Source organism: Asanoa sp. NPDC050611 (assembly GCF_040654855.1).
In the GTDB taxonomy this organism is placed as follows: domain Bacteria; phylum Actinomycetota; class Actinomycetes; order Mycobacteriales; family Micromonosporaceae; genus Asanoa.
Map to the genome: position 1 here is coordinate 15,491 of NZ_JBFAIU010000011.1, position 26,184 is coordinate 41,674.

At 72.7% G+C, this 26,184-nt stretch carries 30 protein-coding genes and 1 pseudogene; 11 read left to right on the forward strand and 20 right to left on the reverse strand.

Going from position 1 to position 26,184, the window contains the following annotated elements; all coding sequences use genetic code 11:
- Positions 1–151 precede the first annotated feature (151 nt).
- A complete protein-coding gene (locus AB0H87_RS03350; RefSeq protein ID WP_360138819.1) occupies positions 152–703 on the forward strand; it encodes an Lrp/AsnC family transcriptional regulator in 552 nt (183 codons plus the stop codon).
- Here the strand turns inward: AB0H87_RS03350 and AB0H87_RS03355 are convergent.
- The 3 genes from AB0H87_RS03355 to AB0H87_RS03365 are packed head-to-tail and all read right to left on the reverse strand — an operon-like array spanning position 700 to position 3,076.
- A complete protein-coding gene (locus AB0H87_RS03355; protein WP_360138822.1) occupies positions 700–1,485 on the reverse strand; it encodes an SDR family oxidoreductase in 786 nt (261 codons plus the stop codon). The genes AB0H87_RS03350 and AB0H87_RS03355 overlap by 4 nt on opposite strands.
- Complete coding sequence (locus tag AB0H87_RS03360) at positions 1,482–1,895, reverse strand: cupin domain-containing protein (RefSeq protein ID WP_360138825.1); 414 nt, start codon at positions 1,893–1,895, stop codon at positions 1,482–1,484. Before AB0H87_RS03360 ends, AB0H87_RS03355 begins: the two co-directional genes overlap by 4 nt.
- Positions 1,892–3,076, reverse strand: a complete 1,185-nt coding sequence (locus AB0H87_RS03365) for a PLP-dependent aminotransferase family protein (protein WP_360138828.1) — start codon at positions 3,074–3,076, stop codon at positions 1,892–1,894. The genes AB0H87_RS03360 and AB0H87_RS03365 overlap by 4 nt, the downstream gene beginning before the upstream one ends.
- Before the next feature lie 128 nt (positions 3,077–3,204).
- Here AB0H87_RS03365 and AB0H87_RS03370 point away from each other — a divergent pair, with 128 nt between their 5' ends.
- A complete protein-coding gene (locus AB0H87_RS03370; RefSeq protein WP_360138831.1) occupies positions 3,205–4,305 on the forward strand; it encodes an L-dopachrome tautomerase-related protein in 1,101 nt (366 codons plus the stop codon).
- Here AB0H87_RS03370 and AB0H87_RS03375 read toward each other — a convergent pair.
- Positions 4,288–5,124, reverse strand: a complete 837-nt coding sequence (locus AB0H87_RS03375; protein ID WP_360138834.1) for an alpha/beta hydrolase — start codon at positions 5,122–5,124, stop codon at positions 4,288–4,290. The two genes, AB0H87_RS03370 and AB0H87_RS03375, sit on opposite strands and share 18 nt — an antisense overlap.
- Before the next feature lie 60 nt (positions 5,125–5,184).
- A complete protein-coding gene (locus AB0H87_RS03380) occupies positions 5,185–5,514 on the reverse strand; it encodes a YciI family protein (protein WP_360138943.1) in 330 nt (109 codons plus the stop codon).
- A gap of 48 nt (positions 5,515–5,562) precedes the next feature.
- Here AB0H87_RS03380 and AB0H87_RS03385 point away from each other — a divergent pair, with 48 nt between their 5' ends.
- The gene (locus AB0H87_RS03385; RefSeq protein WP_360138837.1) at positions 5,563–6,435 is read left to right on the forward strand and encodes an LLM class F420-dependent oxidoreductase; all 873 of its coding nucleotides are present in this window, start codon (positions 5,563–5,565) and stop codon (positions 6,433–6,435) included.
- Here the strand turns inward: AB0H87_RS03385 and AB0H87_RS03390 are convergent.
- Complete coding sequence (locus tag AB0H87_RS03390) at positions 6,432–7,496, reverse strand: SAM-dependent methyltransferase (RefSeq protein WP_360138839.1); 1,065 nt, start codon at positions 7,494–7,496, stop codon at positions 6,432–6,434. The genes AB0H87_RS03385 and AB0H87_RS03390 overlap by 4 nt on opposite strands.
- Before the next feature lie 65 nt (positions 7,497–7,561).
- On the opposite strand from AB0H87_RS03390, the gene AB0H87_RS03395 reads away from it, so the two are divergent.
- Genes AB0H87_RS03395 through AB0H87_RS03405 form a run of 3 tightly spaced genes read left to right on the forward strand, consistent with a single transcriptional unit; the run spans position 7,562 to position 10,197 of the window.
- A complete protein-coding gene (locus AB0H87_RS03395) occupies positions 7,562–8,296 on the forward strand; it encodes a methyltransferase domain-containing protein (RefSeq protein WP_360138842.1) in 735 nt (244 codons plus the stop codon).
- A 29-nt stretch (positions 8,297–8,325) separates the two neighbouring features.
- Positions 8,326–9,027 (forward strand): permease prefix domain 1-containing protein, encoded by a 702-nt coding sequence (locus AB0H87_RS03400; RefSeq protein WP_360138845.1) that lies wholly within the window; start codon positions 8,326–8,328, stop codon positions 9,025–9,027.
- Positions 9,028–9,039: 12 nt separating this feature from the next.
- Positions 9,040–10,197, forward strand: a complete 1,158-nt coding sequence (locus AB0H87_RS03405; RefSeq protein ID WP_360138848.1) for a CaiB/BaiF CoA-transferase family protein — start codon at positions 9,040–9,042, stop codon at positions 10,195–10,197.
- Here AB0H87_RS03405 and aroQ read toward each other — a convergent pair.
- The 6 genes from aroQ to AB0H87_RS03435 form a co-directional block, all read right to left on the reverse strand.
- Positions 10,187–10,639: a type II 3-dehydroquinate dehydratase gene (aroQ, locus tag AB0H87_RS03410; RefSeq protein ID WP_360138851.1), complete on the reverse strand. Its 453-nt coding sequence runs from the start codon at positions 10,637–10,639 to the stop codon at positions 10,187–10,189. The two genes, AB0H87_RS03405 and aroQ, sit on opposite strands and share 11 nt — an antisense overlap.
- A complete protein-coding gene (zwf, locus tag AB0H87_RS03415; protein ID WP_360138854.1) occupies positions 10,639–12,168 on the reverse strand; it encodes a glucose-6-phosphate dehydrogenase in 1,530 nt (509 codons plus the stop codon). The genes aroQ and zwf overlap by 1 nt, the downstream gene beginning before the upstream one ends.
- A 139-nt stretch (positions 12,169–12,307) precedes the next feature.
- A complete protein-coding gene (locus tag AB0H87_RS03420; protein ID WP_360138857.1) occupies positions 12,308–12,781 on the reverse strand; it encodes a YbaK/EbsC family protein in 474 nt (157 codons plus the stop codon).
- A 10-nt stretch (positions 12,782–12,791) separates the two neighbouring features.
- The gene (locus AB0H87_RS03425; protein ID WP_360138860.1) at positions 12,792–13,544 is read right to left on the reverse strand and encodes a MerR family transcriptional regulator; all 753 of its coding nucleotides are present in this window, start codon (positions 13,542–13,544) and stop codon (positions 12,792–12,794) included.
- Positions 13,545–13,549: 5 nt separating this feature from the next.
- Entirely contained in the window at positions 13,550–14,443 is an 894-nt protein-coding gene (locus AB0H87_RS03430; RefSeq protein WP_360138863.1) for a DMT family transporter, read from the reverse strand.
- 9 nt (positions 14,444–14,452) lie between these two features.
- Positions 14,453–15,220: a GNAT family N-acetyltransferase gene (locus AB0H87_RS03435; protein WP_360138866.1), complete on the reverse strand. Its 768-nt coding sequence runs from the start codon at positions 15,218–15,220 to the stop codon at positions 14,453–14,455.
- A gap of 61 nt (positions 15,221–15,281) precedes the next feature.
- On the opposite strand from AB0H87_RS03435, the gene AB0H87_RS03440 reads away from it, so the two are divergent.
- Positions 15,282–15,773 (forward strand): septum formation family protein, encoded by a 492-nt coding sequence (locus AB0H87_RS03440; RefSeq protein ID WP_360138946.1) that lies wholly within the window; start codon positions 15,282–15,284, stop codon positions 15,771–15,773.
- Here the strand turns inward: AB0H87_RS03440 and AB0H87_RS03445 are convergent.
- From AB0H87_RS03445 to AB0H87_RS03455, 3 genes are read right to left on the reverse strand one after another with little or no spacing between them, the layout of a single operon-like run.
- Positions 15,763–16,929, reverse strand: a complete 1,167-nt coding sequence (locus AB0H87_RS03445) for an agmatinase family protein (RefSeq protein WP_360138870.1) — start codon at positions 16,927–16,929, stop codon at positions 15,763–15,765. The genes AB0H87_RS03440 and AB0H87_RS03445 overlap by 11 nt on opposite strands.
- Positions 16,930–16,931: 2 nt before the next feature.
- Positions 16,932–17,576: a hypothetical protein gene (locus AB0H87_RS03450; protein ID WP_360138873.1), complete on the reverse strand. Its 645-nt coding sequence runs from the start codon at positions 17,574–17,576 to the stop codon at positions 16,932–16,934.
- Positions 17,573–18,979, reverse strand: a complete 1,407-nt coding sequence (locus AB0H87_RS03455; RefSeq protein ID WP_360138876.1) for a selenium-binding protein SBP56-related protein — start codon at positions 18,977–18,979, stop codon at positions 17,573–17,575. The genes AB0H87_RS03450 and AB0H87_RS03455 overlap by 4 nt, the downstream gene beginning before the upstream one ends.
- Before the next feature lie 82 nt (positions 18,980–19,061).
- Between AB0H87_RS03455 and AB0H87_RS03460 the strand changes: the two genes are divergently transcribed.
- The 3 genes and pseudogenes from AB0H87_RS03460 to AB0H87_RS03470 all read left to right on the forward strand — a co-directional run bounded on the left by AB0H87_RS03460 (position 19,062) and on the right by AB0H87_RS03470 (position 21,104).
- Positions 19,062–20,327, forward strand: coding sequence for an FAD/NAD(P)-binding protein (locus AB0H87_RS03460; RefSeq protein WP_360138879.1), 1,266 nt, complete (start codon positions 19,062–19,064; stop codon positions 20,325–20,327).
- Positions 20,328–20,485: 158 nt separating this feature from the next.
- A pseudogene (locus tag AB0H87_RS03465) lies at positions 20,486–20,794 on the forward strand (putative sulfate exporter family transporter); the annotation flags it as partial.
- 61 nt (positions 20,795–20,855) lie between these two features.
- Complete coding sequence (locus AB0H87_RS03470; RefSeq protein ID WP_360138882.1) at positions 20,856–21,104, forward strand: hypothetical protein; 249 nt, start codon at positions 20,856–20,858, stop codon at positions 21,102–21,104.
- A 91-nt stretch (positions 21,105–21,195) separates the two neighbouring features.
- On the opposite strand, the gene AB0H87_RS03475 is transcribed toward AB0H87_RS03470, so the two are convergent.
- A complete protein-coding gene (locus AB0H87_RS03475; RefSeq protein WP_360138885.1) occupies positions 21,196–21,744 on the reverse strand; it encodes an NAD(P)H-dependent oxidoreductase in 549 nt (182 codons plus the stop codon).
- 49 nt (positions 21,745–21,793) lie between these two features.
- Between AB0H87_RS03475 and AB0H87_RS03480 the strand changes: the two genes are divergently transcribed.
- Entirely contained in the window at positions 21,794–22,882 is a 1,089-nt protein-coding gene (locus AB0H87_RS03480; protein ID WP_360138888.1) for an LLM class flavin-dependent oxidoreductase, read from the forward strand.
- On the opposite strand, the gene AB0H87_RS03485 is transcribed toward AB0H87_RS03480, so the two are convergent.
- The 4 genes from AB0H87_RS03485 to AB0H87_RS03500 are packed head-to-tail and all read right to left on the reverse strand — an operon-like array spanning position 22,791 to position 25,966.
- The gene (locus AB0H87_RS03485) at positions 22,791–23,267 is read right to left on the reverse strand and encodes an Rrf2 family transcriptional regulator (RefSeq protein WP_360138892.1); all 477 of its coding nucleotides are present in this window, start codon (positions 23,265–23,267) and stop codon (positions 22,791–22,793) included. The genes AB0H87_RS03480 and AB0H87_RS03485 overlap by 92 nt on opposite strands.
- Positions 23,267–24,115 carry an ABC transporter permease gene (locus AB0H87_RS03490; protein ID WP_360138895.1) on the reverse strand — a complete coding sequence of 283 codons (849 nt, stop codon included), beginning with the start codon at positions 24,113–24,115 and terminating at the stop codon, positions 23,267–23,269. Before AB0H87_RS03490 ends, AB0H87_RS03485 begins: the two co-directional genes overlap by 1 nt.
- Complete coding sequence (locus tag AB0H87_RS03495) at positions 24,105–24,899, reverse strand: ABC transporter ATP-binding protein (protein WP_360138898.1); 795 nt, start codon at positions 24,897–24,899, stop codon at positions 24,105–24,107. The genes AB0H87_RS03490 and AB0H87_RS03495 overlap by 11 nt, the downstream gene beginning before the upstream one ends.
- Positions 24,896–25,966: an ABC transporter substrate-binding protein gene (locus AB0H87_RS03500; RefSeq protein ID WP_360138901.1), complete on the reverse strand. Its 1,071-nt coding sequence runs from the start codon at positions 25,964–25,966 to the stop codon at positions 24,896–24,898. The genes AB0H87_RS03495 and AB0H87_RS03500 overlap by 4 nt, the downstream gene beginning before the upstream one ends.
- Positions 25,967–26,184 lie beyond the last annotated feature (218 nt).

Below are 26,184 nucleotides of genomic sequence, written 5' to 3' on the forward strand. Positions count from 1 at the left end.
TCCTGAGCCGGTTGTCGCGATCAGTTGCCAACCCGCCGCCGCTTCCTGAGAAACGCGAGCAGATGGGCCGCATACGTCGGCCTTGCCGGTTATGAGGGCAAGCCCCTTACGGTCAGTTTGGCCGGAACGCCCCCACCGTTATAGTTCCCGCGTGACGGAAGACGCGCCGAAAAAACCCAGCCCGCTGGCGGCGATCGCGGACGTGGTGAGCACACCGGCGACGCCGGCCGCGCTCGACGCGATCGACCTCCGCCTGCTCGAGCTGCTGGTCCAGGATGCCCGCACGAGCCAGCGCGGGCTCGCACGCGAGCTGCAGATGTCGCCGCCCGCGGTCGGCGACCGGATCGCCCGCCTGGAACGGCTGGGCGTCATCCGCGGTTACCGCGCCGACATCGACTGGGCCGCCCTCGGCTTCCCGATGCAGGTCTTCCTCTCCGTCATCGCCGCCACCGACCAGGCCGCGATCATCCGCGCGCTGCACGCGATCCCCGAGGTCGAGGAGGTCAGCGTGGTCACCGGCTCGATCGACCTGCTGGCCCGGCTGCGGGTGCGCGACCAGGCGCACCTGCGGACGATCCTGCTCGAGGGCATCTGGCAGATCCCCGGCGTCTCCCGCACGGAGACGTTGCTCAGCCTCGCCGAGACCCCGCGCAAGGACTTCGTCAACGGCCTGATCGCCGAACTGCGCAACGAGCGCGGCTAGCTGTATTTCCCCATCCCGCCGGCGACGTCGATCGAGGCACCGGTGATGTAGCTGGCCCGGTCGCCGGCGAGGAACGCCACGAGGCCGGACACCTCGTCGACGGTGCCGAACCGGCCCAGTGGGACCTCCTCGGCCGCCAGCCGGGCGAAGAACTCCTCCTCGGTGAGCTCCGGCGCCCGCCGCGCCCGGATGTTGGCCCACTGCGGCGTCACCACGAAGCCGATGTTGACGCTGTTGACGAGGATGCCCTCCGGGCCGTACTGCTGCGCCAGCACCTTGGTCAGGTTGTGGCACGCGGCCCGGTTGACCGAGGTGGCGAAGAACGCCGGGTCGGGATAGCGGGCGTACACCGCGTTGACGTTGACCACCCGCGGTGCCACGCTGCGGCGCAGATGCGGCAACGCGGCCCGGGTGCAACGGATCTGGGAGAACAGCTTGACGTCGAGGTCGCGCTTCCAGATCTCGTCGGTCAGGTCCTCGAAGCCGCCCGGGTGCGCGCCGCCCGCGTTGTTGACCAGGATGTCGAGGCCGCCGTGCTCGGCGGCCACGTCGGACACCAACGCCGCCACCGCGTCCGCGTCGGTCACGTCACAGACGTGCCCGGACACCACGGCGCCGTCCACTTCGGACAGCGACTTGACCGCGGCCGCCACCTCGTCCGGCGTACGCGCGCAGATGGCCACGGACGCACCCTCGGCCAGCAGCTCGGCGGCCACGCCGTAGCCGATGCCCTTGCTGCCGCCCGTGACCAGCGCGCGCCGGCCGCCCAGACCGAGCTTCACGCGTCGCCCTTCTCGACCGCCGCCCGCGCCTGGTCGAGCAGCGTGGCCCGGGGCGGCGTGAAGAAGTCGACCTCGAGGCAGGGTGTGCCGGTCGTCCGCGCGCCGTGCGGCACCCACGGCGGGATCACCGCGACGTCGCCGGGCTTGAGCACGCGCACGTCGCCGTCGACCTCGAACTCGATCTCGCCCTCGAGGACCAGCACGACCTGCTCCTCCTCGTGGGTGTGCCGCGGCGCCTCGGCGTGCGCCTCGAACTGGACGAAGTTGAGCAGGCTCCGCTCGCCCAGCACCGGCTGGAAGTTGAGCCCTGGCAGGATCTCGTGCGGGTCGATCTTCGTGCGGTCGACGAACCGGCCAGGGGTGGTGGGCGTGCCGCCCGTGCTGCCGAAGTGGGACGACGCGTCGGTCATGAGGTTGCTCCTGTCAACAGAAGGCCGAGCCGCCGGGTGCCCTCGGCGATCTCGTCCGGTGTGGTCGCGCTGAACGCCAGCCGCAGCGTGTGGTGCGCGTCGCGGCCGGCGTGGAACGGTGCGCCCGGCACGTACGCGACGCCCAGCTCCTGAGCCTTGGGCAGCAGGGCGGCGGTGTCCAGCCCGCGCGGGCCGGCCACCCACGTGAAGAAGCCGCCGCCGGGCCGGCTCCAGCGGAACCCGCTGCCTAGGTGCTTGGCCAGCCCGTCCGACATGGCCGCCCAGCGCTGCGCGTAGGTCGCGCGGGCCCGGGCCAGCTGCGCATCGATCCGGCCGTCGCGCAGGAACGACTCGGCCAGCCACTGCCCGAGGCCGCCGGCACACTGGTCGGAGTTCTGCTTGGCCCGCACCAGGTGGGGGATCAGCGCCGGCGGACCGGCCGCCCAGCCGAGCCGGACCCCCGGGAACAGGATCTTCGAGAACGTGCCCACCTGGACCACGACGTCGGGCGCGAGGGACCACAGCGACGGCCGCTGCTCGCCGGTGAAGCTCAGCTCCCGGTATGCGACGTCCTCGACCACCAGCAGGCCGTGCCGCCGGGCCAGCGCGACGAGGGCGTGCCGGCGCTCCGTGGACAGCCAGGCGCCGGTCGGGTTCTGGAAGTCGGGGATGACGTAGAGCAGCTTCGGCGTCGGCCCGGACGCGAGCACCGCGGCCAGCGCCTCCGGGTCGAGGCCGTCCCCGTCGGCCAGCACCGACTCGATCCGCGCCTCGAAACCGCTGAACGCGGTCAGCGCGCCGACGTAAGTGGGCGACTCGACCAGCACCCGGTCGCCCGGGTCGAGCAGCGTGCGGCAGATCAGCTGGAGCGCCTCGATGCCGCCGCTGGTCACCATCAGCGCGTCCGGCGCGACGCCCTGGGACGCCTCGATCCAGGTGGCCAGCGCCGCGCGGAACGAGGCGAGCCCCTCGGTCGGCGTGTACTGCAGCGCGACCGGCGCCCCGCCCGCGAGCCGGTCGGTCGCGACGTCGCGGACGAACTCGACCGGGAAGATCTCGTGTGCCGGGAACCCGCCGGAGAAGGTGATCAGGCCGGGCGCGTTGACCAGTGAGAGGATCGCGCTCAGCTCGTCGCCGCTGCCCGCGGCCCGGCGGGCGAGGCGTAGGTCGAGGTCGGTCACGGGTGGCCTCCGCAGTAGCCAAGCGTTCGGTGGGTGACCCTAACATCGGGCCATCCGTTAGAGAAAGAGCCAAATCCGCCTTACAGCCAAGGCGATAAATCGGGCGGTACGCGGGTACGCGTCCAGGTATGACCAGCACCGACCAACCGACCGGCAACCTGGAGCTGGTGGCGACTCTCGATCCGCCGATGCCGACCGGCGTCGCGGTGTCGCACACCGGCCGGATCTTCGTGAACCATCCCAAGTGGGGCGACGACGTCGCCGCCAGCGTGGTCGAGCTGCGCGACGGCCGGCGCGTGCCGTTCCCCAACGAACCGTGGAACCAACCCGACTCCGACGACGACCCGCACGCCTTCGTCTCCGTGCAGTGCGTGGTCGTCGACCCCCTCGACCGGCTGTGGGTGGTCGACACCGGCGCGCCCCTGCTCCAGCAGACCCGGCACGGCGGACCCAAGCTCGTCCGCGTCGACCTGGACCGGGACGCCGCCTGCCAGGTCATCACGTTCCCGGCCGAGGTCGCCCTGCCGTCGAGCTACCTCAACGACGTCCGCTTCGACCTGCGCCGCGGCGACCAGGGCACGGCCTTCGTCACCGACTCCGCGTACCAGGGTCCCAACGGGATCATCGTGGTCGACCTCGCCACCGGGCAGTCCTGGCGCCGGCTGCACGACCACCCGTCCACCAAGGCGCCGTCCGTGCGGGCCACCCGGCCGGTGGTCGAGGGGCGCTACTTCCTCAACCGGCCGGGCGACACGGACCCGTCGCAGCTGACCTTCGGCAGCGACGGGATCGCCATCTCGGCGGACGGCAGCCGGCTGTTCTACTGCCCGCTGATGTCCCGGCGCCTCTACAGCGTCTCGGTCGACGCGCTCTGCGACCGCTCGCTGGACGACGACGCCGTGGCCGCGACCGTGGTCGACGAGGGCGACAAGGGCAGCTGCTCCGACGGGCTCGAGAGCGACGACGCGGGGCGGATCTACCTGACCGCGTACGAGCAGAACGCGGTGTTCCGGCGCGACCCGGACGGCACGTTCGAGACCGTCGTGCACGACCCGCGGCTGCTCTGGCCCGACACGATGTCGGTGGCCACCGACGGCCACCTCTACGTGACCGCCAACCAGCTGCACCGGCAGCCCAGCTACAACGACGGCAAGGACCTGCGGCAGCCGCCGTACGCCGTGTTCCGGGTCGCGATCGACGCCGGACCCGTGCTACTGCGCCCGGAGTAGCTCGTCGAGCCGGGCGGCGAAGGCCGGCACCTGCTGGCCGAAGCCGCCGTGGTCGCCGGGCACCGGCGCGGTCGCCGTGCCGAGCCGCTCGCCGAGGGCGTACGCGGCCCGGTGCGGCGGCTGGCCCACCGACGCCTCGCCGGCCGCCGGCACGATCGGCACAGCGCCGTCGCGCAGGGTCGCGTAGTCCGGGACGTAGCGGGCGAACGGCGGGACCTCGTACCCGACGAAGAACGCGAAGTTCTTCTCCAGCCGGCCGAACATCGCCAGCGTCTCGGGATCCGGCGCCTCGGCCGGGCCGCCACCTGGCGCCCGCTCGTCCTCGTCGGCCGGGCCCATGTCGAGGGCGCGCTGCAGCACCGCGTTGGCCGCGGCGGGTCCCTCCGCGGCGAACGTCCGCTCCACCTCGTCGATCATCGCCAGGTGCGCGGCGTGCTCGGGCAGCAGGTCGAACAGCGGTGGCTCGTGCACGACCAGCTTCCGCACCAGGCCCGGGCGCCGGGCGGCCAGGTCGAGGCCGATGATCCCGCCCGAGCTGTTGCCGAACACGTACGCCGGACCGTCGGCCAGGTGGTCGAGCAGCGCGGCCGCGTCGTCGGCGTGCTCCGGCAGCGACTGCGGCGCGTCCGGCCCGTCGAGCGGGCTGCGTGAGTTGCCCCGCCGGTCGTACGTGATCACCGTGTAGCGGTCGGCCAGCGCCCGGGCCAGCCCCGCGTAGCCGGCCGCGTCGTAGACCCCGCCACAGATCAGCAGCAGCGTCGGGCCGGTGCCGCGCACCTCGTGGTAGAGGCCGGCCCCGGGAACGTCGAACGTCGTCATCTCTCCTCCTGAACGTGTGCTCCGGTGACACGTCGGAGCCGACGACGGGCCTTCGACAGATCAGCCGAGAATTTCCCGCACCTCCATCCCGCCCCAGGCGGCGTCCGGCCAGCGGGCGGCGATGTCGAGCGCGCGCTGCTCGCTGGCGACGTCGACCGCGATGTAGCCGGCGAACTGCTCCTTGGCCTCCACGAACGGGCCGTCGGTGGTGGCCGCGACGCCGCCGCGCAGGCGGACGGTCTTGGCCGCGCCCGCGAGCGCCTCGCCCCGGATCAGCTCGCCCGACGCGGTCAGCTCCGCCATGATCTCGTCGACCTGTGCGAACAGGCCGTTGCGCTCCTGCTCGGACATTCCCTCGACGGTGGCGGGGTTGTTGTAGATCAGCAACATGTACTTCACGGGCGCCTACGATAGCCCTGCTCGGGGGATGATTCCCTAATGCTCGCAGGAATCCACTTCGTGAACTTCACCCTCCCCGGTGGCGCCGACGCCCTTCCCGCGACGCTCGCGGCGACCGCGCGGGTCGCCGACGAGGGCGGCTGCGCGACCTTGACGCTGGTGGACCACCTCCTCCAGATGGAGGGCGAGACGGACCCGCGCGAGCCCATGCTCGAGGGCTACACGGCGCTCGGCTTCCTGGCCGCCCGGACCAGCCGGATCAACCTGGGCCTGATGGTCACCGGCGTGACCTACCGCCACCCGGGCGTCCTCGCCAAGACCGTCACCACGCTCGACGTGCTCTCCGGCGGCCGGGCCACGCTCGGCATCGGCGCCGCCTGGTACGAGCGCGAGCACCACGCGCTGGGCGTGCCGTTCCCGCCGACCGCGGAGCGCTTCGAGCGGCTGGAGGAGGCTCTGCGGATCTGCCTGCGGATGTGGTCGCCGGACGACGGCCCGTTCGAGGGCCGGCACTACCGGCTCGCCGAGACGCTCTGCGAGCCGCGGCCGGTGTCGCACCCCCGCCCGCGGATCCTGGTCGGCGGCATGGGCGAGAAGAAGACGCTGCGGCTGGCGGCACAGTACGCCGACGCCTGCAACCTGTTCGCCCGCGACCACGACCAGGTGGCGCACAAGCTGCGGGTGCTGGAGCGGCACTGCGCCGCGGTCGGGCGCGACCCGGCGACGATCCAGCGCACCGTCATCGGCTCCGGCGACCCCGTCGACGAGCCGGACCGCTTCCTGTCCGACATGGAGGGTTACGCCAAGCTCGGCATCGACCTCGTGGCGATGACCCCGGTCGGCCCGGACCCGGTCGGCTGGACGTCGACCTTCTGCGAGAAGGTCGTGCCCCGGCTGGCGGAGATCGGCTAGCCGGGCTTGCGTGCGCTCTGCTGCTGGTCGCCCGGTTTCCGGGCGATCAAGACGTCCCGGCGGATCGCCTGGTCGACGCGGTGCGCCAGGCGGCGGTGCGCCGGCGTGTCGACCACCTCGAGGCCCGCGCCGGCCAGGATGTCGGCCGCGGCGGCGCGGTCGGCGACCAACGTGTTCCAGGACAGGCCGAGCGCGCCGCCGGGGCGCAGCGCGCCGGCCCACGCGGGCGCCGCGACCCGCAGCAGCTCCAGCGGTCCGCGGTCCAGCCCCTTGGCGGTGCGGCTGCCGTGCTGCACGCCATAGGGCGCGTCGGCCACGACCAGGTCCACCGAGCCGGACTTCCAGAACTCCAGCGTCCGGGTGGTGTCCGCGTTGACCATGTCGATCCGCTGGGTGTCGGCCGCCTTGTAGTCCTCCTTGCTGGCCGCCAGCGTGATCTGCAGCCGCCGGCCGACCACCTGCCGGTTGCGCCGCACCGGACCGTGCTCGGCCTTGTGCTTGATCCGCTTCTCCTTGAGCCAGCGCTGGATGAACGCGCCGTACGCCTCGAAGTCCTTCTGGTCGCGGTCGACACCGTACGCGTCGTAGCCGTACATCATCGCCTGGTTGAGGGTCGTACCCCGGCCGGCGAGCGGATCCAGCACCGTGAACCGGCGCTCCAGCATCCGGTCGGCGAACGCCGAGCCCATCAGGGTGGCGTTGAGCAGCAGCTTGGTGAACTGCTCGTTGGTCTTGCCGGCGTACTTGGGGATCGTGACGAGGTCGTCGTCGAAGCGGTCGAGCCGGTGCAGCGGCACCGGGCGCAGCAGCCCGCCGCCCTCGACGGCGAACAGCGCGTAGATCGACGAGAGGTTGGCCAGGAACCGGGTCGCCCGCTCGTCCAGCGGCGCGGAATCGAACGTCACATAGGAGACACCGGCGATGTCCTCCGCCGCGATGTCGGCGATGCCACCGCCGAGCACCGCACCGGCGAAAATCTCCAGCTCGGCGGCGGTCAGCTCGACGGACGACTCGGCGTAGACCCGGTTGGCCGAGGGCAGGATCAGCATCGCGTAGCGCATAGCCCGCTGATTCTAGGTCGGGTACGGGAGTGCGCTCCGGGCGGTCGGGATGATAGGTACGACGGGTGACAGAAGTGCCAGAGCGGCTACGCCGCGGCGGCTCCCCCGACCGGCTCCGGCTCGGTTACCCCGACCAACTGGTCGACGAGGTGGTCAAGTACGCCCGGCTCGGTGCCGAGCCCGCCCTCGAGGTGGGCGCCGGCACGGGCCGCGCGACCATGAAGTTCGTCGCCAAGGGCATCCGGATCACCGCCGTCGAGCCGAACCCGCGGATGGCCGCGGTGCTCACCCGCCGCACGGCGGGCGCGCCGGTCACGGTGAAGGTCACGACCTTCGAGGACTACGCACCCGAGCGCCGGTTCGGGCTGCTGTTCAGCGCGCAGGCCTGGCACCGGGTGGATCCGGCGGTGCGCTGGCGCAAGGCCGCCGAGGCGGTCCAGCCCGGCGGCGTGATCGCCCTGTTCTGGAACCGCGAGCGGCCTGCCGACGAGGCCGTCAGCGAGGAGCTGCACAAGGCGCACCGGCTGCACGCGCCCCGGGTCCGCTACGAGGAGGGCATGCTGCCCGACCCGCCGCCGTGGCCGGGCATCCACGGCCTGGCCCACCGCGAGTCGCACGTCTACCGCTGGCAGGTCGCGCTGCCGACGGTGGACTTCGTCGCCAACCTGGCCACCCGGTCGAGCTACGCGGCGCTGCCGCCCGAGCACCGGTCGACGCTGTTCGCCGACATCCTCGCCCGTCTCGACACCACGGTCCGGGTCGCCGTCGACACCGAGCTCTATCAGGCACGCACCCGCTAGTTCGCCGTTCGTCCGGCAGAATGGGTCGCGTGACCGCGATCGACAGCTACGTCCGCGAGCTGGACCGGCGGCTGCACGGGCCTCGCCGCCGCAAGGCCGACATGATCGTCGAGGTCCGCGACGGGTTGCGCGACGCCGCCGACGCGGTGCGCGCCGAGTCGCCGGACGTCAGCGCCGCCGAGGCCGAGCGCCAGGCCGTCGAGGAGTTCGGGCCTGTCCCGGCCGTCGCCCCGGAGTTCCAGTCGGAGCTGGCCGTCGCGCAGGCCTGGCGCACCGCCTGGGTGTTCGCGATCGCCCTGCCGCTGGTGATGACCGTGACCACGCTGATGTGGCGGGCCGGCAGCACGGGCGTCTCACCGTCGCCCGCCTACCATGACCTGGCCCACGCCACCGACGTGTTCCTGATCGCGGCCAGCGTCGGCTTCGCGGTGGCGTTGCTGCTGCTGCACGTCGTGGCCCGGCGGGCGGCCTCGCCGGTGCTGCTGGTCCGGATCGTCGGCGTGGCCGCGGTGACCACCGTGCTCGGGATGATGGGCAGCGGCCTGTTCCTCACGATGGGCGCGCCCACCGGCGGCACCTCGCTGTGGGGGGCGCTGGTCGGCGGCCTGCCGACGTTGCCCGGCTATGCGCTGCTGCTCTATCTCGGCGTGCGCTGCCTGCGGCTGACCCGCACGCGCGGGCCTGGGGCCGGACGCCCGTCCCGACGCCCGGCCCCAGTCCCTTCAGCTTAAGGCCAACCGCGCATGTCCAGTGGCCCGCTGTCCGGGCTGAGTGTCGTCGAGCTCGCCGGGATCGGTCCCGCGCCCTACGCCGCGATGCTCCTCGCCGACATGGGTGCCGACGTGGTCCGGGTCGACCGGATCGGTGGCCCGCCCGACGAGTACGCGCTGGTCAACCCCGTCCTGGACCGCGGGCGCCGGTCGATCGGGCTCGACCTGAAGACGCCGGCCGGTGTCGAGTTGCTGCTGCGGCTGGTCGCCCGGTCGGACGTGCTCGTGGAAAGTTTCCGACCCGGGGTCGCCGAACGGCTCGGCATCGGCCCGGTCCCGTGTCTCGCGGTCCGGCCTGGGCTGGTCTACGCCCGGATGAGCGGTTGGGGCCAGTCCGGCCCGCTGGCCGGCGCGGCGGGGCACGACATCAACTACATCAGCCTGACCGGGGCGCTGGCGGCGATCGGCCGCGCCGACGGGCCGCCGCAGCCCCCGATGAACCTGGTCGGGGACTTCGGCGGCGGATCACTCTTCCTGGTGTACGGCATCATGTGCGCCCTGTGGGCCGGCGGCGGCCGGGTAGTGGACGCGAACGTGCACGACGGCACCACCTCGTTGCTGGCGATGGTCCAGGGCCTGCGCGCGGTGGGCCTGTGGTCCGACCGGCGGGGCAGCAACCTGATCGACACGGGCTGCCCGTACTACGACGTCTACGCCTGCGCCGACGGCGGCTACGTGGCGGTGGGGCCGATCGAGCGGCGGTTCTACCTCAACCTGCTGGCCGGGCTGGGCCTGGACGGCGACGCCGACCTGGTGGCCGCGCACCGCGATCCGACGCACTGGCCGGCGCTGCGGGCGGCGCTGACGACGGCGTTCGCCGGCGCGACCCGGGACGAGTGGGCCGACCGGTTCGCGGGCCGCGACGCGTGCGTGACGCCGGTGCTGTCGCTGGCGGAGGCCGCGGCCGCGCCGCACGCGCTGGCCCGCGACCTGTACGCGCCCGTGCCGGGCGGTGGCGCCCAGGTGACGCCGACGCCGCGGTTCACCACCGACCCCGCGGGGGAGCCGGCGGCCCCGCCGCTGCCCGCCCCGGCGCCGCTGCCGGGTGCGCACACCGGTGCGATTCTCGCGGAGCTGGGTGTCACCGAGGCGGAGTGCGCGGACCTGCGCGCCTCCGGCGTTATCGGCTGATCGTCTGGTGCAGCCCGCGCAGGGCCAGCACGTAGCCGTAGACCCCGAAGCCGACCACGACGCCGCGGGCCACCGGCGACACGTACGAGTGTCGGCGGAACTCCTCGCGGGCGTGCACGTTGGAGATGTGCACCTCGACCACCGGCAGGCTGGCGCCCTCGATCGCGTCGTGCAGCGCGATCGAGGTGTGCGTGTAGGCCCCCGGGTTGAACACGGCGCCGAGGCAGTCACCGGTCGCCACCCGGGCGCCGGCCTCCTGCACCCAGTCGACGAGCTGACCCTCGTGGTTGGACTGCAGGAACTCCAGCTCCAGCCCGAGCTTGCCGGCCTCCTGCCGGCACAGGTCCTCGACGTCGGCGAGCGTGGTGCTGCCGTAGACCTCGGGGCGGCGGGTGCCGAGCAGGTTGAGGTTCGGCCCGTTGAGCACGTAGACGGAGGTCATCAGCGCGTGCCGGGGTTGTGCCACGCGCGGCCGTCGCGGGCGAGGAGCTGGTCGGCCTCGTCCGGGCCCCACGAGGACGCCTCGTACAGCGGGATCCGGCCCTTGGTGTCGGCCCAGTGCGCGATGATCGGGTCGACGATCCGCCAGCTCTGCAGCACCTCGTCGGAGCGGATGAACAGCGTCGGGTCGCCGATCAGCGCGTCGAGCAGGAGCCGCTCGTACGCCTCGGGCGACTCCTCGCGGAACGTCGACTCGTAGGAGAACTCCATCGTGGCCGTGCGTACGCGGAAGGAGTGGCCCGGCACCTTGGCGCCAAACCGCAGCGTGATGCCCTCGTCGGGCTGGATGCGCAGGATCAGCGCGTCGGGCTGCAGGCCGGTGACCTGGGCGGCGCTGATCGGCAGGTGCGGGGGCCGGGTGAACTGGAGGACCACCTCGGTGACCCGGCGCGGCAGCCGCTTGCCGGTGCGGACGTAGAACGGGACGCCGGCCCAGCGCCAGTTGTCGACGTCGAGCCGCATGGCCGCGTAGGTCTCGGTGCGGGAGAGCGGGTCGACGCCCTCCTCTTCGCGGTAGCCGGGCATCAGGTCGCCGCTGGTGCCGCCGCGGGTGTACTGGCCGCGGACCGCGATCCGGTCGATGTCGCCGTCGGCCGGGTGCCGGATCGACTGCAGCAGCTTGACCTTCTCGTTGCGCAGCGCCTCCGGGGCGAACGACGCCGGCGGCTCCATCAGCGCGAGCGCGAGCACCTGCAGCACGTGGTTCTGCACGATGTCGCGCATCGCGCCGGCGTGCTCGTAGAAGCCGCCGCGGCTGCCGACGCCCAGCGTCTCCGCGACCGTTATCTGGACCTGGTCGATCCAGGTGCGGTTCCAGATCGGCTGGAAGATCGTGTTGGCGAAGCGCAGCGCCATCACGTTCTGGACGGTGTCCTTGCCGAGGTAGTGGTCGATCCGGAAGACCTGGTCCTCCTCGAACCCGGCGTGGATCCGCTCGTCGAGCCGGCGGGCGCTGGCCTCGTCGTGGCCGTAGGGCTTCTCGATCACCAGGCGGGACGAGCCGGACGGCGAGCCGGGCTGGTTGAGCCCGGCGGCGGCGAGGTTCTCGACGATCGGCACGAACGCCTGCGGCGGGGTGGCGAGGTAGAACAGCCGGTTGCCGGCGGTGCCGGCGTCACGGTCGAAGCTGTCGAGCAGGTCGCGCAGCCGGACGAAGGTGTCCGGGTCGTCGTAGTCGCCGCTCAGGTAGCGCATGTTCTCGACGAGGCCCGGTGCCTCGGCGGCCGGCCCGGCGGGGAAGCGCTGGCGGAACTCGTCGTCCGAGAGGTGGCTGCGGGCGACGCCGACCAGCCGGAACTCGTCGGGCAGGCGCTTGTATTGGGCGAGCCGGGCCAGGGCCGGCATGAGCTTGCGCTCGGTGAGGTCGCCGGAGGCACCGAAGATCACCACGACACCGGGCGGCGCCTTGCGGTCGTCGCCGCCGTCGCCGTTGATCCGGATCTCGTTGCCCGGGCCAAGCTCGCCTGTCATGCGTGCCCCTCGTGGTCGTCGGTGTCGCCGGGCAGAACGCTACCGGCCCGGCAGCCCCCTGCGGAGCGGCGCACGCCGATGTGGGACGGACGCCTCTTCGAACCTATCGCTCGCGCCGGAACTCGCCATTAACGGTGGGTTATGACTCGCTTTGCTCCGGATCCGACACGTCCGCCACCGTGGCCCCGAGCGCGCGCACCGCGGTGTCGGCGTCGACCGCGACCGCGACGCCGTGCTCGCCCGCGCCCAGGGTGATCTCCCGACCGGCCATCCGCTCGTCGGCGACCACGGGCCAGGGGACGAGTGACCCGAATGGGGTGATCGTGCCGCGCTCGTAGCCGGTCGCGTCGAACGCGGTCGCCGCGTCCGGCATGGAGAGCCGGCTCACCCCGAGCAGGGTGCGCAGCTTGGGCCAGGAGATCACCCGGTCGCCGGGCACCAGGACGAACAGGTAGTCGCCCTCGCCGCGGCGCACCACGATCGTCTTCACCACGTCGGGGATCTCGACGCCGCGGGCCGCGGCGGCCTCGGCGAGGCTGCGCACCGGGCCGTGGTTGACGACCCGGTGCGCCACTCCGGCGTTTTCGAGCGCTTCGACCGCGCGACCACTCATGTGGCCAAGGTTATGACCTTGCCACCGCGTTGGCGTGGATCGCCTCGTTGAGGAAACGTGCCATCCCGGGCTTGATCTTCTCGAAGTACGCCGTGAACCGTGGATCGTTCACGTACATGTCGGCCAGCCCGGTGTGGATCTCGTAGGTGCACTCGTAGAACCACCGGCCGATCGACTGCCGGTGCTCCTCGGCCAGTTCCATCGCCTCGTCGCCCTCGGCGGGCCGCCCGCTGTCCATCACCGCGGCGAAGCGGCGGCCCCAGTCCTCGCTCTCGGCCTTGAACCGCAGCCAGTCGGCCTTGCTGTAGCGGCTGGTCCGGCGCTGCGACTCGGCGTACGCGTCGGTGCCGCCCCAGCGCTCCTCGGCCTCGTCGGCGTACCGCTCCGGCTCGAAGTCACCGAAGACCTCGAACCGCTCCTCGGGTGTCAGGTTCACCCCCACTTTCTGCGCCTCCATTGCGAACTCGATGGCGGTCGCCATCTCCTGCAGTTTCTTGATCCGCTCCAGCAGCAGCCGGTGCTGGCGGCGGAAGTGCTCCCGCGGGTCGGCGGTGGCCAGCAGGTCCGCGATCTCGTCGAGACCGAAGCCGAGCTCCCGGTAGTAGCGGATCTGCTGCAACCGCTCGAGGTCGGCGTCGGTGTAGACGCGGTATCCGGCGGCGGTCCGCTCACCGGGCACCAGCAAACCGATCTCGTCGTAGTGGTGCAGCGTCCGCACCGTGACCCCGGCCAGTGCCGCGACCCGGCTCACCGGGTAGCCCATGCCGGTCACCTCCCTTCCGCGCTCCACTGAACACCCTGACGTGACGTGAGGGTCAACCTTTTCGCCCGCGTGACGGCGACGCCGGCCAGGCAGAGCGCGCCGCCGCCGAGCGCCAGCGCCGCCGGCACCTCACCGAGGGCGACCCACGCCATGACCACCACCAGCGGGGGTACGAGATACGTGGTCGCGCCGAGCTTCCCGGCCCCGGTGCGGGCCAGCGCGTACGCCCAGGTGCTGAACGCGAGCGCGGTCGGTCCGACGCCGAGGTAGACCACCCAGCCGGCGGTCGCCGGTGTGCGCACATCGGCGAGCAGCTGCCCGGCGAACGGCAGGCAGGCGACGGCGCCGACCAGCGTGGTGAGGAACGTGACGGCGAGCGGGTCGGCGGCGGACAGCAGCGGTTTCTGCGCCACCACCCCGACCGCGTAGCCGACGGCGGCGACGAGGCACAGGACGACACCCCACGGATCGGCGCGGGTGTCGCCGGCGGCGGCCACACCGATCAGCACGGCCCCGGCGAACGCGGTGGCCATCCCGAGCAGCAGGGTGCGCGGGAAGCCCTCGCCCAGGAGGAGCCCGGCGAGCAGGGCGATCAGCACGGGGCCGAGGTTGATCACCATGGCGGCGGTGCCGGCGTCCACCCGCCGTTCGGCCGCGTTGAGGGCGACGTTGTAGACGCCGAGCCAGGCGACGCCGCAGAGCACGAGCCGGGGCCAGGCGCCGCGGCCCGGCCAGCGCGGTCGGCGGGCCAGGACCAGCACGCCGAGCACGGCGGCGGCGACCAGGAGGCGGCCGAGGGCGAGCGCGCCCGGGCGCACGTCGGCGCCGACGTGGCGGATGGCGACGAACGCCGAGGCCCAGAGGAGGACGGTGGTGGCGATGGCGGCGGCGGTTTTCACGCCGTCACGCTAGGCGCGGGACCCTTCGGCGCCGGTCGAAACGTAGGTTGCCTCCTCGTAGTCGCCGACGACCGTGAAGCCGATCCGGCGGTAGGCGGCGACCGCGGCGGCGTTGTCGGCCTTGACGTTCAGCGCGATGACGTCGGTGCTCGCGCGCAGGCGGTGGCAGAGCGCCGCGGTGACCCGCTGGGCCAGGCCCCGGCCCCGGTGGGCCGGGTGGGTGGTGACGTTGCCGATCGCGCTCACGCGGTAGGTCGGCGACCAGACGTGCACGCCCGCCACGGCAACGAGCCGGCCGCCGCGGCGGATGCCGACGTACTGGCCCGTCTCCAGCATCCGGCGGTCGAACCAGTTGCCCGGGTACGCCTGCGCGTAGAGCGCCTCCAGCTCGACCAGGTCGGCGGGGCCGAGCGGCTCGCCCTCGGCGGGCCCGAGCGGGTCGCCGGCCAGGGACATCTTGTGGTGCGGGCCGCCGTCGTGCGCCCGGGTGTAGGCGGGCGCGAGGGCCGCGCCGGCGCCGGGGGAGAGGTGCGCGTAGAAGGTGCGGGGCAGCAGCGGCACGAGACCCGTGAGCAGGACTCCCGTGTGCGGGCCGAAGGCGAGCAGGGTGGGCATCGGCTGGCCGTGGTAGATCAGGCCCACGGCGTCGCCGGCCGCGTACCAGGTGGTGTAGGGCCAGAAGAAGTCGTCGAGGTCGCCCAGCTCGTACGCGTGCAGAGCGGCGTCCTTGCGGAGCAACGCGGCAAGCTCGGCGCGGTCGTGGACGCTGCGCAACATGGCCGCGATCGTGTCACAAGGCTCGCCCGGCACCGTCCACGGTGCTAACTTGCCGCCCGTGATGTCGGAACCGGCACAGCGGCCCGCGCCGGCCCGTGGCCTGCTCGTCTTCGGCGTGCTGTTCGCCGTGGTCATCGTCGTGGCGGCGGTGGTCGGCGCCGCGGTCGCGCTCGGCAGTGCCGGCGACGCCGCGGACGGCGGTGAGGTCTCCACGGCCAAGCTCGCGGTCGGGCACTGCGTCGACGGGCTGCGGGAGAGCGACGACCTCGGCGGGCTGCCGGTGCGGCCGTGCGAGCAGCCGCACGAGGGCGAGGTGTTCGCGGTCTTCGAGCTGCCGGCCGGGCCGTACCCCGGCGACGAGGCGCTGGGCCGCCAGGCGCAACAGGAGTGCCTGAAGCACTTCGAGACGTACGCGCCGTCCTCCGTCGCCGACGACACGGTCGAGTTGTTCTACCTGCACCCGAGCCAGCTCTCGTGGACCTCCGGCGACCGCGGCGTCACCTGCGTGGCGACGGATCCGACGCGGAAGCGCACCGGCTCCCTCAAGGGCTGACCCGCGGCCCCCAGGCGTGCCGGTCGGTCGCGGCGGCCCGCCGGCCGAGCTTGCCCTCGCGCACGAGCACCGCGAGCGCGTCGAGCACCACCCGGGAGCTCAGCAGGGCGGTCTGCTCGGCCCAGTCGTACGGCGGCGCGCACTCGACCACCTCCAGCCCGGCGAGCCCGGGCGCGGCGACCATGCGGATCAGGTTCAGGGCCTCGCGGGGCAGCAGCCCGCCCGGCTCCGGCCAGCCCGTGCCGGGCACGAACCCGGCGTCGACCACGTCGATGTCGAACGACAGGTAGACCGCCTTGGCGTTGTGCCACGCGGTCTCCAGCGCCACCTCGGCGACCTTCTCGATGCCGACCCGCTCGACGTCGCCGACCGTGATGACCGTCGTGCCCCGTTCACGGCCGACCTTGACCCCCGCCCGGGGCGACTGCCAGCCGCCGATGCCGATCTGCACCAGGTTGGTCGCCGGGGCGTTGCCAATGTTCGTCGCGTGGAACCACGGCGTGGTGTGCATCCGCTCGTCCAGGTCCGTCTCCTGGGTGTCGACGTGCCGGTCGAAGTGGATGATCCCGATGTTGCCGTCGACGTGTGGCGCCATGCCGCGGATGGTCGGATAGCCGATGGAGTGGTCGCCGCCGAGGATCACCGGGAGGACGCCGCGGGCGTACACGTGGGACATGGCCTGGCTGATCTGGTCGAACGACTTCTCCAGGTTGCCGGGGATCGTGAACACGTCGCCGATGTCCACCATGTTGAGCTGCTCGCGCAGGTCGACGCCCAGCTCGTAGCAGTAGGTGCCGAACAGGTTCGTCGACCGGCGGATGCCCTGCGGCCCGAACCGCGCGCCGGGCCGGTACGTCGCGCCCGAGTCGAGCGGCGCGCCGAAGACCGCGACCTCGGCGTCCGCGACGTCGTTGACGTCCTCCAGGTACGGGCAGTTCAGGAACGTGCCGCGCTCGCCGGCGAAGTGCGGCAGCTCGCCGCGCGAGAACGTGGGAATGGTCCGGTCGACCAGCGTCGGCGAGCCGGGCAGCCCGAAGGCCAGCCCGCGCGCGATCTCCTCGTCGTGGCGGAACAGCGACAGTCGCTCCTCGGCCAGCTGTGCCCACTTGCCTTCGCGGCCGGCGAACGCGTCACTGTGCGTGTGGCCCTGCGTCACCGTCAGATCGTAAGCACGACCGCGGCCGCGCCGGAGCCGATCAGCGCGACCGCCCAGACGAGATCGAGGTTGACCCAGGCCCGGCGCAGCACCTCGAGCCCGAGCACCCGGTAGACCAGCAGGCCGATCGTGCCGGCCACGGCGACCATCGCGACCGTGTGGACGGTCGTCGCCGCCAGCCCCTGCCAGAGCAGCGCGTCGGGGTCGGACGGCGCGTGCAGCGCGTGGTCCTGGTGCACGCCCGGCGGCGGGTTGGCGACCAGCACCGGCACGAGCATGAGCCCGGCGCCGTGCACGGACGACATCAGGAACGACCACCCGGTCAGCTGCCACGGAGTCAGGCGCATCCCGGCCCAGGCGAAGTGCCGGCGGGACAGCGCCTTCCACAGTCCGAAGGCGACCATCACCACCCCGCCGGCGATGGCGACCACGCGGGTCGCCAGCACCGAGCGCAGCACCTCGACCAGGCCGGCGACGGCGAAGACCGAGAGCGCGTGGCCGGCCGCGATGGGCAGCAGCGACCGGAGCACCGCCAGGGCCGAGCGTTCCTGGAGGCCGATCGCGACCGCGAACAGCCAACCCATGCCCGGGTTGAGGCCATGGAACGCGCCGAGTCCGGCGAGGGTCGCGACTGCCAGCCAACTCACGGGAAGCAGTATGAGTCCGACGACGCGTCGCCGCCCTGCAGCCTCGTCTGGTGGACCCGCAGACCGCGGAAGTCGTCGCCGTGCGGGAAGAACCGCGGGTCCGGGGTGAGGCCGCCGTTATCGAGGTCGACGTCGAGCCGGGCGGCCCAGGCGCCGACGCCGTCCGGGAAGAACTGGTCGTCCCAGGCGCCGTAGAGCGAGTTGGTGATGTAGACCCGGCGCCCGTCGCGGGACACCTCGACCATCTGCGGGCCGCCGGCGAGCCGTTCGTCGGGTGCGGCCGGGTGCGCGGCCCGGGTGACGATGCCGCCGAGCCGCACCTCGCCGGTCAGCCGCGGCGCGAACGGGTCGGTCACGTCGTACTGCAGCAGCTTCCCGATGCCCCACGCCGAGACGTAGAGGTAGCGGTCGTCGACAGACAGGTCGATGTCGGTGACCAGCGGCGGCACCGCACCGAACGGCTGCAGGATCGGCGGCAGGTCGGCGGCGTCGGCCGGCTCGGCCGGGATCTCGATCACCTTGCGGATCGCGAACGCGCCGCTGTCGTCGCGGTGCCAGAGCCAGACGGAGGCGGAGAGGTCCTCGACGCTGACGACCACGCCGAGGAAGCCGTACTCCTTCGTCGGGTCGTGTGCGGGCCGCAGCTCCAGCGCCATCTGGTGCTGGTCACCGAGGTCGAGGGTCTGCAGGTGGCGGCGCTTGCGCAGGTCCCAGAAGTGGATCGAGTGGCCGTACTTCCGTCCGAGCAGCAGCTCGCCGACCAGCCCGTCCTCGATCATCGACGGGGTGCCCCACTCGCTGGTGACCAGCACGTCGCGGGTGAGGTGCCACCAGAAGTCGTAGCCGAAATACTGTGGTCCGCGGTCGATCTCCCACGCGCCGAGCACGTCGAACGAGTCGTGGTCGAGCAGCGCGATCCCGCCCGGCCCGTCCGCGCCGTCGGCGCCGCCCAGGTTGGACACGTAGATGCCCTCGGGGCCGCAGTGCACCGTGTGCGGCCGCGAGTAGCCGGCCTTGGCCAGCTCGGCGGGCTCGATCGTGCGGGTGACCCGTGGCGCGCGGGGGTCGTCCTTGGTGTCCAGCACGTAGATCCGTGACGACCGCAGGCCCGGCACGATCAGGTAGCGGCGCTCGACGTGCGGGTGCGGTGCCGCCGGGCAGAGCGCGCTGCTGCACGCGTTCCAGCCGAAGTGGTGCAGCTCGTCGCCGCGGTAGGGCAGGTCGGTCCAGCCGACGACACGCCCGTAGCTGGTGGAGGTCTCGTCGACGTCGAGCACGGCGATCGCGTCGGGCTTCTCGGCGGAGCGGTCGAACGCGGCGACGTAGGCCAGCTTCTCGGCGGGCGCGGTCACCGCCTGGCGCGGCGAGGGGTAGAAGGTCGGGTCGGGCTTCCACAACGGCATCGCGGCACTCCTTTGTCGGTCTCCCTCGATAACCTACTATGTCTATAGGATTTGAAGGGCGGCGATCGCGATGGACCCGACCGTGATCATCGGCGGAGGCCCGGCCGGCGCCTTGGCGGCGCTGGCCGTCACCCGGCACGGCGGGCGGGAGGTGCTCGTCGTGGATCCCGCGCCCAGGCTGGGTCCGGGCTCAGCGTATGCCACCGCCGAGCGGGGGCACCTGCTCAACTCACGGGCCGGGACGATGTCCGCGGACCCCGCCGATCCAGGGGACTTCGCCGCCTGGGCCCGATGTCGCCCGGACGCGTTCGTCCCGCGCGGCGTCTTCGGCGCCTACCTCGCGGACCGCCTCGGTCCCGTGCCCCACGTCGCGCGGCATGCGGTCCGGGTGCGGCCCGCGGGTCCCCGCGGCTGGGCCGTCGAGCTGAACGACGGCACCACGCGGCGGGCGTCCGCGGTGGTCCTGGCCGTCGGCCCGCCGCCGCCCGTCTTTCCCTCCGCCGCGTCCGTGGGCGTACGCCGGGCTTCGGGCTACGTGCCGGTGCCCTGGTCGCCGGGCGCGCTCGACCACATCGCCCCACGCGACCGCGTGCTCCTGCTCGGCACCGGGCTCACCGCGGTCGACGCGGTGCTCACGCTGCTGTCGCGGGGCCACACCGGCCGGATCGTCGCGGTCTCCCGGCACGGCCTGCTGCCGCGGGCGCACGCCGACGCACCCGGTCCCGTGCCGGTCGCCACCGATGCCGTTCCGGCCGGCCTGCGCGGGCTGCTGTGCGAACTGCGCGCCAGCGCGGACTGGCGGGCCAGCGTCGACGCCCTGCGGCCGCGGGTCGACCACGTGTGGGCGGGGCTCACGCTCGACGAGCAGCGCAGGTTCCTGCGTCACCTGGCGCGCTACTGGGAGGTGCACCGGCACCGCTGCGCGCCCGGGGTGGCAGCCGCCATCGACCAGGCGCGGGCGGCGGGAGCGCTGGTCGTCGGCGCGACCCGGGTGACGGCGATCCACTCCCGCCCGCGTGGCTTCGAGGTGACCTTCGCCGACTCCGGGCAGCAGAGCTTCGACGCGGTCGTCAACTGCACCGGCCCCGGCCACGCCGCGGGCATCCCGCTGGTCCGCACGCTGGTCGCCGACGGCCTGGCCAAGGCGGACCCGCTCGGGCTCGGCATCGACGTCGACGCCGCGGGCCGCCTCGTCGGTCGGCACGGCCGCCCGACCGAGGGCCTGCACGTGCTGGGCAGCCTGCGCCGCGGCCGCTGGTGGGAGACCACCGCCATCCCGGAGATCCGGTCGCAGGCGCACGCCGTCGCGGTAGGACTGTCCGCCGTGCCCGCCCACCACGCGGCCTGACGGAATCAGCGAGGACTGGGCGGCCACCGTGGTCGGCCTGGTGCTGCTGGTTCTGATCCTCACCGGCGTAATCAGCCAGGCGATCCTGCAATGGGGTGGGTGCCGGCCTGGTGCTGGTGCTCGCCCTTGCCTGGCTGACGAAGTACCTCGACAAGAACGTGCCCGGCTGGCTCGCCGACACGAGCCTCAACCGGGTCGCGAAGTCGGTGGAGTACCCGGTTTACGCGATCGTGATCGGCCTGCTCGGCAACGCCGTGCTGACCGCGACCGGTGTCCGTGACCGGCTCGCGCCCGCGTTCCGCACCGAGTTCTTCATCAAGACCGGCCTGGTCCTGCTCGGCGTCTCCATCAACCTGTCGTTGCTGGCCACCGCGGCCGGCCCGGCGATCGTCCAGGCGCTCCTGCTGATCTCGGGCGTCTTCCTGTTCACCCGGTGGCTCGGCGGCCGGCTCGGCCTCGACGACAAGCTCCGGGCACTGCTCGCCTCGGCGGTCTCGATCTGCGGTGTCAGCGCCGCGATCGCCGCCGGTGATCGGCACGTGGTTCGCCAACTCGGTCAGCGCCGCCGACAACACCGCGGCCCAGGCGGTCGCGACCAACTTCCGCACGTGGTTCCTGATCCTGGCCTTCGTCAGCATCGGCCTCGAGTTCCGGCTGACCGCGCTGCGCGAAGCGGGCTGGCGCCCGATCGCGGTCTTCGCCAGCGCGACCGTCGTCAACATCGGCCTGGCGCTGGCCCTGGCCGCCCTGCTGTTCGCCGACTTCGCCGTCAGCTGATAGCCCGCGACGTCGTAGCCCTAGTGGGCCGTGCCGCTTCCAGGCGCTCAGCTCCAGATGCGGCACGCCCACCAGGCCACGTCGTCGGGGCCTACCCGAGTGCCCCGGCGAGCGCCGTGGCGTGCGTCGCCGCCCACTCGCGTGCCGCCGCGGCGAGCGCGTCGGCGTCGGACTCCAGGACGGCCAGCGGTGGTGCCGGCACGTCGGCGCCGAGCGCGAGCAGCACGTCCCGCAGGGCGGCGGCGACCGCGACCCGGTGGGCCTCCGACGCGGCGATGGCGACCGGCACGGCCACGACGTCGCGCAGCGCCTCGTGCGGCAGCTGGTCCAGGAAGATCTTCAGCAGGCCGGTGTAGCTGCCCTTGTAGGTGGGCGTCGCCACGACCAGCAGGCGGGCGGCCCGCACAGCCGCGAACGCGTCGACGGTGGTGGGCGCGGGGGAGCGCGGTGCCCGTGCGGCACCGAAGGTCACCCCGACCAGCTCACCCAGCTCGAGCACCGTCGGCGCGGCCGCCGCGTGGTCGAGGTGGGCCAGCAGGGCGGCGGTGACCGCGTCGGCGAGCGCCCGGGTGCGCGACCCGGACCGGGGGTTGCCGATCAGCGAGACGACCGGCGTGACGCGGGGTGTGGTGGAGAGCAACGCGGAACCTCCTCGACCATTTTCCTACTTCGCCGATAGGATAGCTTCCATGCGCTTCCATTGGTTTCTCCCCACCACCGGCGACGGCCACCAGGTGCGTCCCGCGACGACCACGACCGGCGCCGATCCGGGGCGCGGGCCGGACCGGCCGGCGACCGTCAGCTACCTGAGCCAGGTCGCCCGGGCGGCCGAGGAGAGCGGGTTCGGCGCGCTGCTGACCCCGGTCGGTGCGGGCTGCCCCGACCCGCTGGTCGTGTGCACCGCCGTCGCGCAGCACACCGCGCGGATCAAGCTGCTCGTCGCCTTCCGGCCCGGTTTCACGCTGCCGACCGTGTTCGCGCAGCAGACGCAGGCGCTGCAGGAGCTGACCGGCGGCCGGCTGCTGCTCAACGCCGTGACCGGCGGCGACCCCGCCGAGCAGCGCGCGTACGGCGACTTCCTCGACCACGACGACCGCTACGCCCGCACCGCCGAGTACCTCCAGGTGCTGCGCCGGTCCTGGGCCGGAGCGCCGTTCGACTTCGTCGGCGACCACTTCCGGGTCGAGGGCGGCGGGCTGCAGCGGCCGCTCGCCGACCAGCCCGAGATCTACTTCGGCGGCGCGTCGCCGGCCGCCGAACGGGTGGCCGCCACGCACGCCGACGTCTACCTCATGTGGGGCGAGCCGCCCGCCGCGATCGCCGACCGCGTCGCCCGGATCCGTGCGGCGGCCGCGGGGGAGGGACGCACCCTCCGGCTGGGCATCCGGCTGCACGTGATCGCCCGGGAGACCGCCGAGGAGGCCTGGGCCGAGGCCGACCGCCTGCTGGCGCGGATGCGTCCGGAGCAGATCGCCGCCGCGCAGGCCCGCTTCGCCCGGATGGACTCAGTCGGCCAGCAGCGGATGGCGGCGCTCCACGACGGACACTCGGCGCAGCTCACGATCGCGCCGAACCTCTGGGCCGGTGTCGGCCTGGTCCGCGAGGGCGCCGGCACCGCGCTGGTGGGCAGCTACGCCGAGGTCGAGGAACGCATCCGGGAGTACGCCGACCTGGGCATCGACGAATTCATCCTGTCGGGCTGGCCGCACCTCGAGGAGGCCTACCGGGTGGGTGAGTACCTGCTGCCCCGGCTGGTCCGCGCGACGGTGGCGGCCTGAGCAGGTCGGCGAGCGAGGTGCGGTCGACGATGTCGGCGATCCGGTCGTGCACGGCGAGCCACACCTCACGCAGCCCGGCCGCGGTCGGCGGGTACGCCGCCGACTGCGTCGGCAACCCGCGCACCGTGGTCAGCGCGCCGTTCACCGCCCGGACCACGTCGCCCACCGTGATGTCGGCGGCCGGGCGGGTCAGCGTGTACCCGCCCTCGCCGCCGCGCTGGCCGTGCAGCAGCCCGGCCCGGCGCAGGTCGACCAGGATGCTCTGGAGGAACGCGGGCGGCATCTGCTGCGCGCGGGCCAGCGCCGCGGCGGTCACCCGACCAGGCGCCTCGGCCACGGCGAGCATGGCGCGCAGCGCGTAGTCGGTGCGGGCGGAGATCTGCATCAGGCGTGGTCCAGCAGACCCCAGCGGCGGCGGATCGCCTGGTCGGCCTTGGTGAACAGCAGGTCGACCAGGAGGCCGAGGACCAGGATCACGATCATCACGCTGATCACCCGCGGCGCGTCGGACAGCTCCCGGGCGTAGGTGAGCTGCACGCCGATCGACGTCGTCTTCGCGATGACGACGAGCAGCTCCCCGGCCATCAGGCTGCGCCACGCGAACGCCCAGCCCTGCTTGAGCCCGGCCACGATCGCCGGCAGCGCCGCGGGTGCGATCACGTAGCGATACAGCTGCAGCCCTTGCGCGCCCACGTTGCGCCCGGCCCGCACCAGCAGGGGCGGCACGTAGTCGACGCCGTGTATGACGCCGTTGGCGATCGACGGCGCGGCGCCGAGCACCACGACGAAGAAGATCGCCTGCTCGCTGAGCTGGAAGAGCAGGATCGCCAGCGGGAACCAGGCGATCGACGGCATGGTCTGCAACGCGGTGATCATCGCGCCGAGCGCGGCCCGGAGCACCCTGACCCGCGCGACCGCGAGGCCGAGCACCAGCCCGACCGCGACCGCCGCGCCGAAGCCGATGGCCGCGCGCCGCCCGGTGATCAGCAGGCCGTCCCAGAGCGCGCCGCTGCTGGCGTAGTTCCACAGGTCCGTCGCGACGGTGTTCGGCGCCGGCAGCGCGTACTCCGGCTTCCAGCCGCTCCAGACCACCACCTGCCACACGGCGAGCGCGAGCCCGAGCGCGGTCAGCTTGGGCCAGGTCGCCGCCCAGATCCGGGCCGCGCGGCCGGGCACCTTCTGCTGGCTGGCGATCTCGAGCGCGTCGAGACCGGAGATCGTGTCAGTGGCCATGGCGGCCCACCTCCGCACGGAGCCGATCGGTGACGTCGGCGGCCACGGCGGCCACCTCGGGGGAGTCGATCCGGCGCGGGCGCGGCACGTCCACCCGGGTCTCGTAGATCACCCGGCCGGGCCGGCTCGACAGCAGCACGATGCGGTCGGCGAGCCGGGCGGCCTCGCGGACGTTGTGGGTCACGAACAGCACCGTCAGCGGCGCCCCGGCGGCGTTGCGGCCGGTCCACAACCGCTCGAGCTCGTCGTGCAGGATGTCGCGGGTCATCGCGTCCAGCGCGCCGAACGGCTCGTCCATCAGGAGCACCGGGGTGTCGAGCGCGAGCGTACGGGCCAGCGCCACGCGCTGCCGCATGCCGCCGGACAGCTCGTGCGGCCGGCGCCGGGCGAACTCGCCCAGGTGCACGGTGTCGAGCAGCTCGGCGACCCGGGCCTTGCGCGCGGCGGACGGCAGCCCGCGCAGCTTGAGCGGCACCTCGACGTTGGCGCCCACGGTCAGCCACGGGAACAGCGCGGGCTCCTGGAACATCAGGCCCGGCCGGGCGTCGCCGGCCACCTGGATACCGCCGCCGCTGACGCTGTCGAGCCCGGCGACCAGGTTGAGCAGTGTGCTCTTGCCGCACCCCGACGCGCCGACGAGGCAGCTGAACTCGCCCGGCGCCACGTCGAGGGAGACCCGGTCGAGCGCCACGACAGCGTCCGCGCCCCGCCCGTACACCTTGGTCACGCCCGAGAGCGCGACCGCGGCGGTCGCGCTCCCGGGGGTCGTCGTCACCGTGGTCACGGCAACGGGACCTCGGCCTGACCGGCCGACTTGAGGGACTTGTTGAGGAAGCTCAGGTCGTAGAGCCCGGCGAGGTCGACCGGCTCGGTGAGGCCCACCGCGACCGCGTGGTCGAGGCCGGTCTTCAGCGAGGACGCGATCGGGTCGTCGAGGAACTGCAGCGTCGGCCAGGCCTGCTTGATCAGCTTGAGGTCGAGTGGCTTGCCGGTGAGCTTCCCGACGTGCTCGGAGATGGCCTGCTGTGCCTCGTCGGGGGACTTGTTGACGAAGTCGTTGGCCGCCACCTGGCCGTCCACCAGCTTCTGCACCACGTCCGGGTGCGCCTTGAGGAACTTCGTGCTGACGATCAAGTTGGTGATCACGAACTTGCCGTCCGGCCACAGGTCGCGCTCGTCGACCAGCACCTTGCCGCCCGCGTTGACGAGCTGGGAGACGAAGGGCTCCGGCACCCAGGCGCCGTCGATCGCGCCGCTGCGGAACGTCTCCAGCGTCTGCGAGTTGGCCTGCGGGACGATCGCGACGTCGCCACCGCCCTCCTTGGTGGTGGTCAGGCCCTTCTCCTTGAGCCAGTAGCGCACCGCCACGTCCTGGGTGTTGCCGAGCTGCGGCGTCGCGATCTTCTTGCCCCGCAGCTGCTCGGCCGAGGTGATCTCGGGCTTGACCACGAGCGCCACGCCGCCGGACGCGGCGCCGGAGACCACCCGGACCGCCTCGCCCTTCGACTTCGAGTGCGCGTTCACGGTCGGGTTCGGGCCGATGTACGTGGCGTCCAGCGCACCGGAGAAGACCGCCTCGATCGCCTCGGGGCCGGCGTTGAAGGTCTTGGTCTCCAGCTTGACGCCCGTGCCGAGCTTGTCGGCGAAGATGCCCTTCTCCACACCGACGATCGCCGGCGCGTGCGTGATGTTCGGGAAGTAGCCGAGGCGCAGCGTGACCGGATCGCTCGCGGTGCCACTGCCGCCGGATGCGTCGTCATCGCCGCACGCGGCGGCGGTCCCGAGCGTCGCGGCAGCCACGATCGCGACGGCGGCCAAGTTGCCGAGCCTGCGCAGGGTGAGACGTCTCATCGCCCGTCCAATCCATTGTTTTCCTACTTGATTGATAGGAAGCGTGGGATACGCCGAGCGCCTGCGTCAAGGTGACGTCCACCATCTGGGAGCGGCAAAGATGCTTGCCGATGAGCATTCGTTGCGCTTAGCCGGCGCTTAAGTTTTCCTGTGCCGGTTGCTTAGGACCGTGGTCACGCCCGGCAGGTGCTGGTCACGGCCGCGAGACATCGACGCAG

Coding starts and splice junctions, on each gene's coding strand:
- AB0H87_RS03360 (WP_360138825.1), bottom strand. CDS start 1,895: ATGACCGACGCGTCGTCCCACTTCGGCAGCACGGGCGGCACGCCCACC.
- AB0H87_RS03370 (WP_360138831.1), top strand. CDS start 3,205: ATGACCAGCACCGACCAACCGACCGGCAACCTGGAGCTGGTGGCGACT.
- AB0H87_RS03375 (WP_360138834.1), bottom strand. CDS start 5,124: ATGACGACGTTCGACGTTCCCGGGGCCGGCCTCTACCACGAGGTGCGC.
- AB0H87_RS03380 (WP_360138943.1), bottom strand. CDS start 5,514: ATGTTGCTGATCTACAACAACCCCGCCACCGTCGAGGGAATGTCCGAG.
- AB0H87_RS03385 (WP_360138837.1), top strand. CDS start 5,563: ATGCTCGCAGGAATCCACTTCGTGAACTTCACCCTCCCCGGTGGCGCC.
- AB0H87_RS03390 (WP_360138839.1), bottom strand. CDS start 7,496: ATGCGCTACGCGATGCTGATCCTGCCCTCGGCCAACCGGGTCTACGCC.
- AB0H87_RS03405 (WP_360138848.1), top strand. CDS start 9,040: ATGTCCAGTGGCCCGCTGTCCGGGCTGAGTGTCGTCGAGCTCGCCGGG.
- aroQ (WP_360138851.1), bottom strand. CDS start 10,639: ATGACCTCCGTCTACGTGCTCAACGGGCCGAACCTCAACCTGCTCGGC.
- zwf (WP_360138854.1), bottom strand. CDS start 12,168: ATGACAGGCGAGCTTGGCCCGGGCAACGAGATCCGGATCAACGGCGAC.
- AB0H87_RS03420 (WP_360138857.1), bottom strand. CDS start 12,781: ATGAGTGGTCGCGCGGTCGAAGCGCTCGAAAACGCCGGAGTGGCGCAC.
- AB0H87_RS03425 (WP_360138860.1), bottom strand. CDS start 13,544: ATGGGCTACCCGGTGAGCCGGGTCGCGGCACTGGCCGGGGTCACGGTG.
- AB0H87_RS03435 (WP_360138866.1), bottom strand. CDS start 15,220: ATGTTGCGCAGCGTCCACGACCGCGCCGAGCTTGCCGCGTTGCTCCGC.
- AB0H87_RS03440 (WP_360138946.1), top strand. CDS start 15,282: ATGTCGGAACCGGCACAGCGGCCCGCGCCGGCCCGTGGCCTGCTCGTC.
- AB0H87_RS03455 (WP_360138876.1), bottom strand. CDS start 18,979: ATGCCGTTGTGGAAGCCCGACCCGACCTTCTACCCCTCGCCGCGCCAG.
- AB0H87_RS03480 (WP_360138888.1), top strand. CDS start 21,794: ATGCGCTTCCATTGGTTTCTCCCCACCACCGGCGACGGCCACCAGGTG.
- AB0H87_RS03485 (WP_360138892.1), bottom strand. CDS start 23,267: ATGCAGATCTCCGCCCGCACCGACTACGCGCTGCGCGCCATGCTCGCC.
- AB0H87_RS03490 (WP_360138895.1), bottom strand. CDS start 24,115: ATGGCCACTGACACGATCTCCGGTCTCGACGCGCTCGAGATCGCCAGC.
- AB0H87_RS03500 (WP_360138901.1), bottom strand. CDS start 25,966: ATGAGACGTCTCACCCTGCGCAGGCTCGGCAACTTGGCCGCCGTCGCG.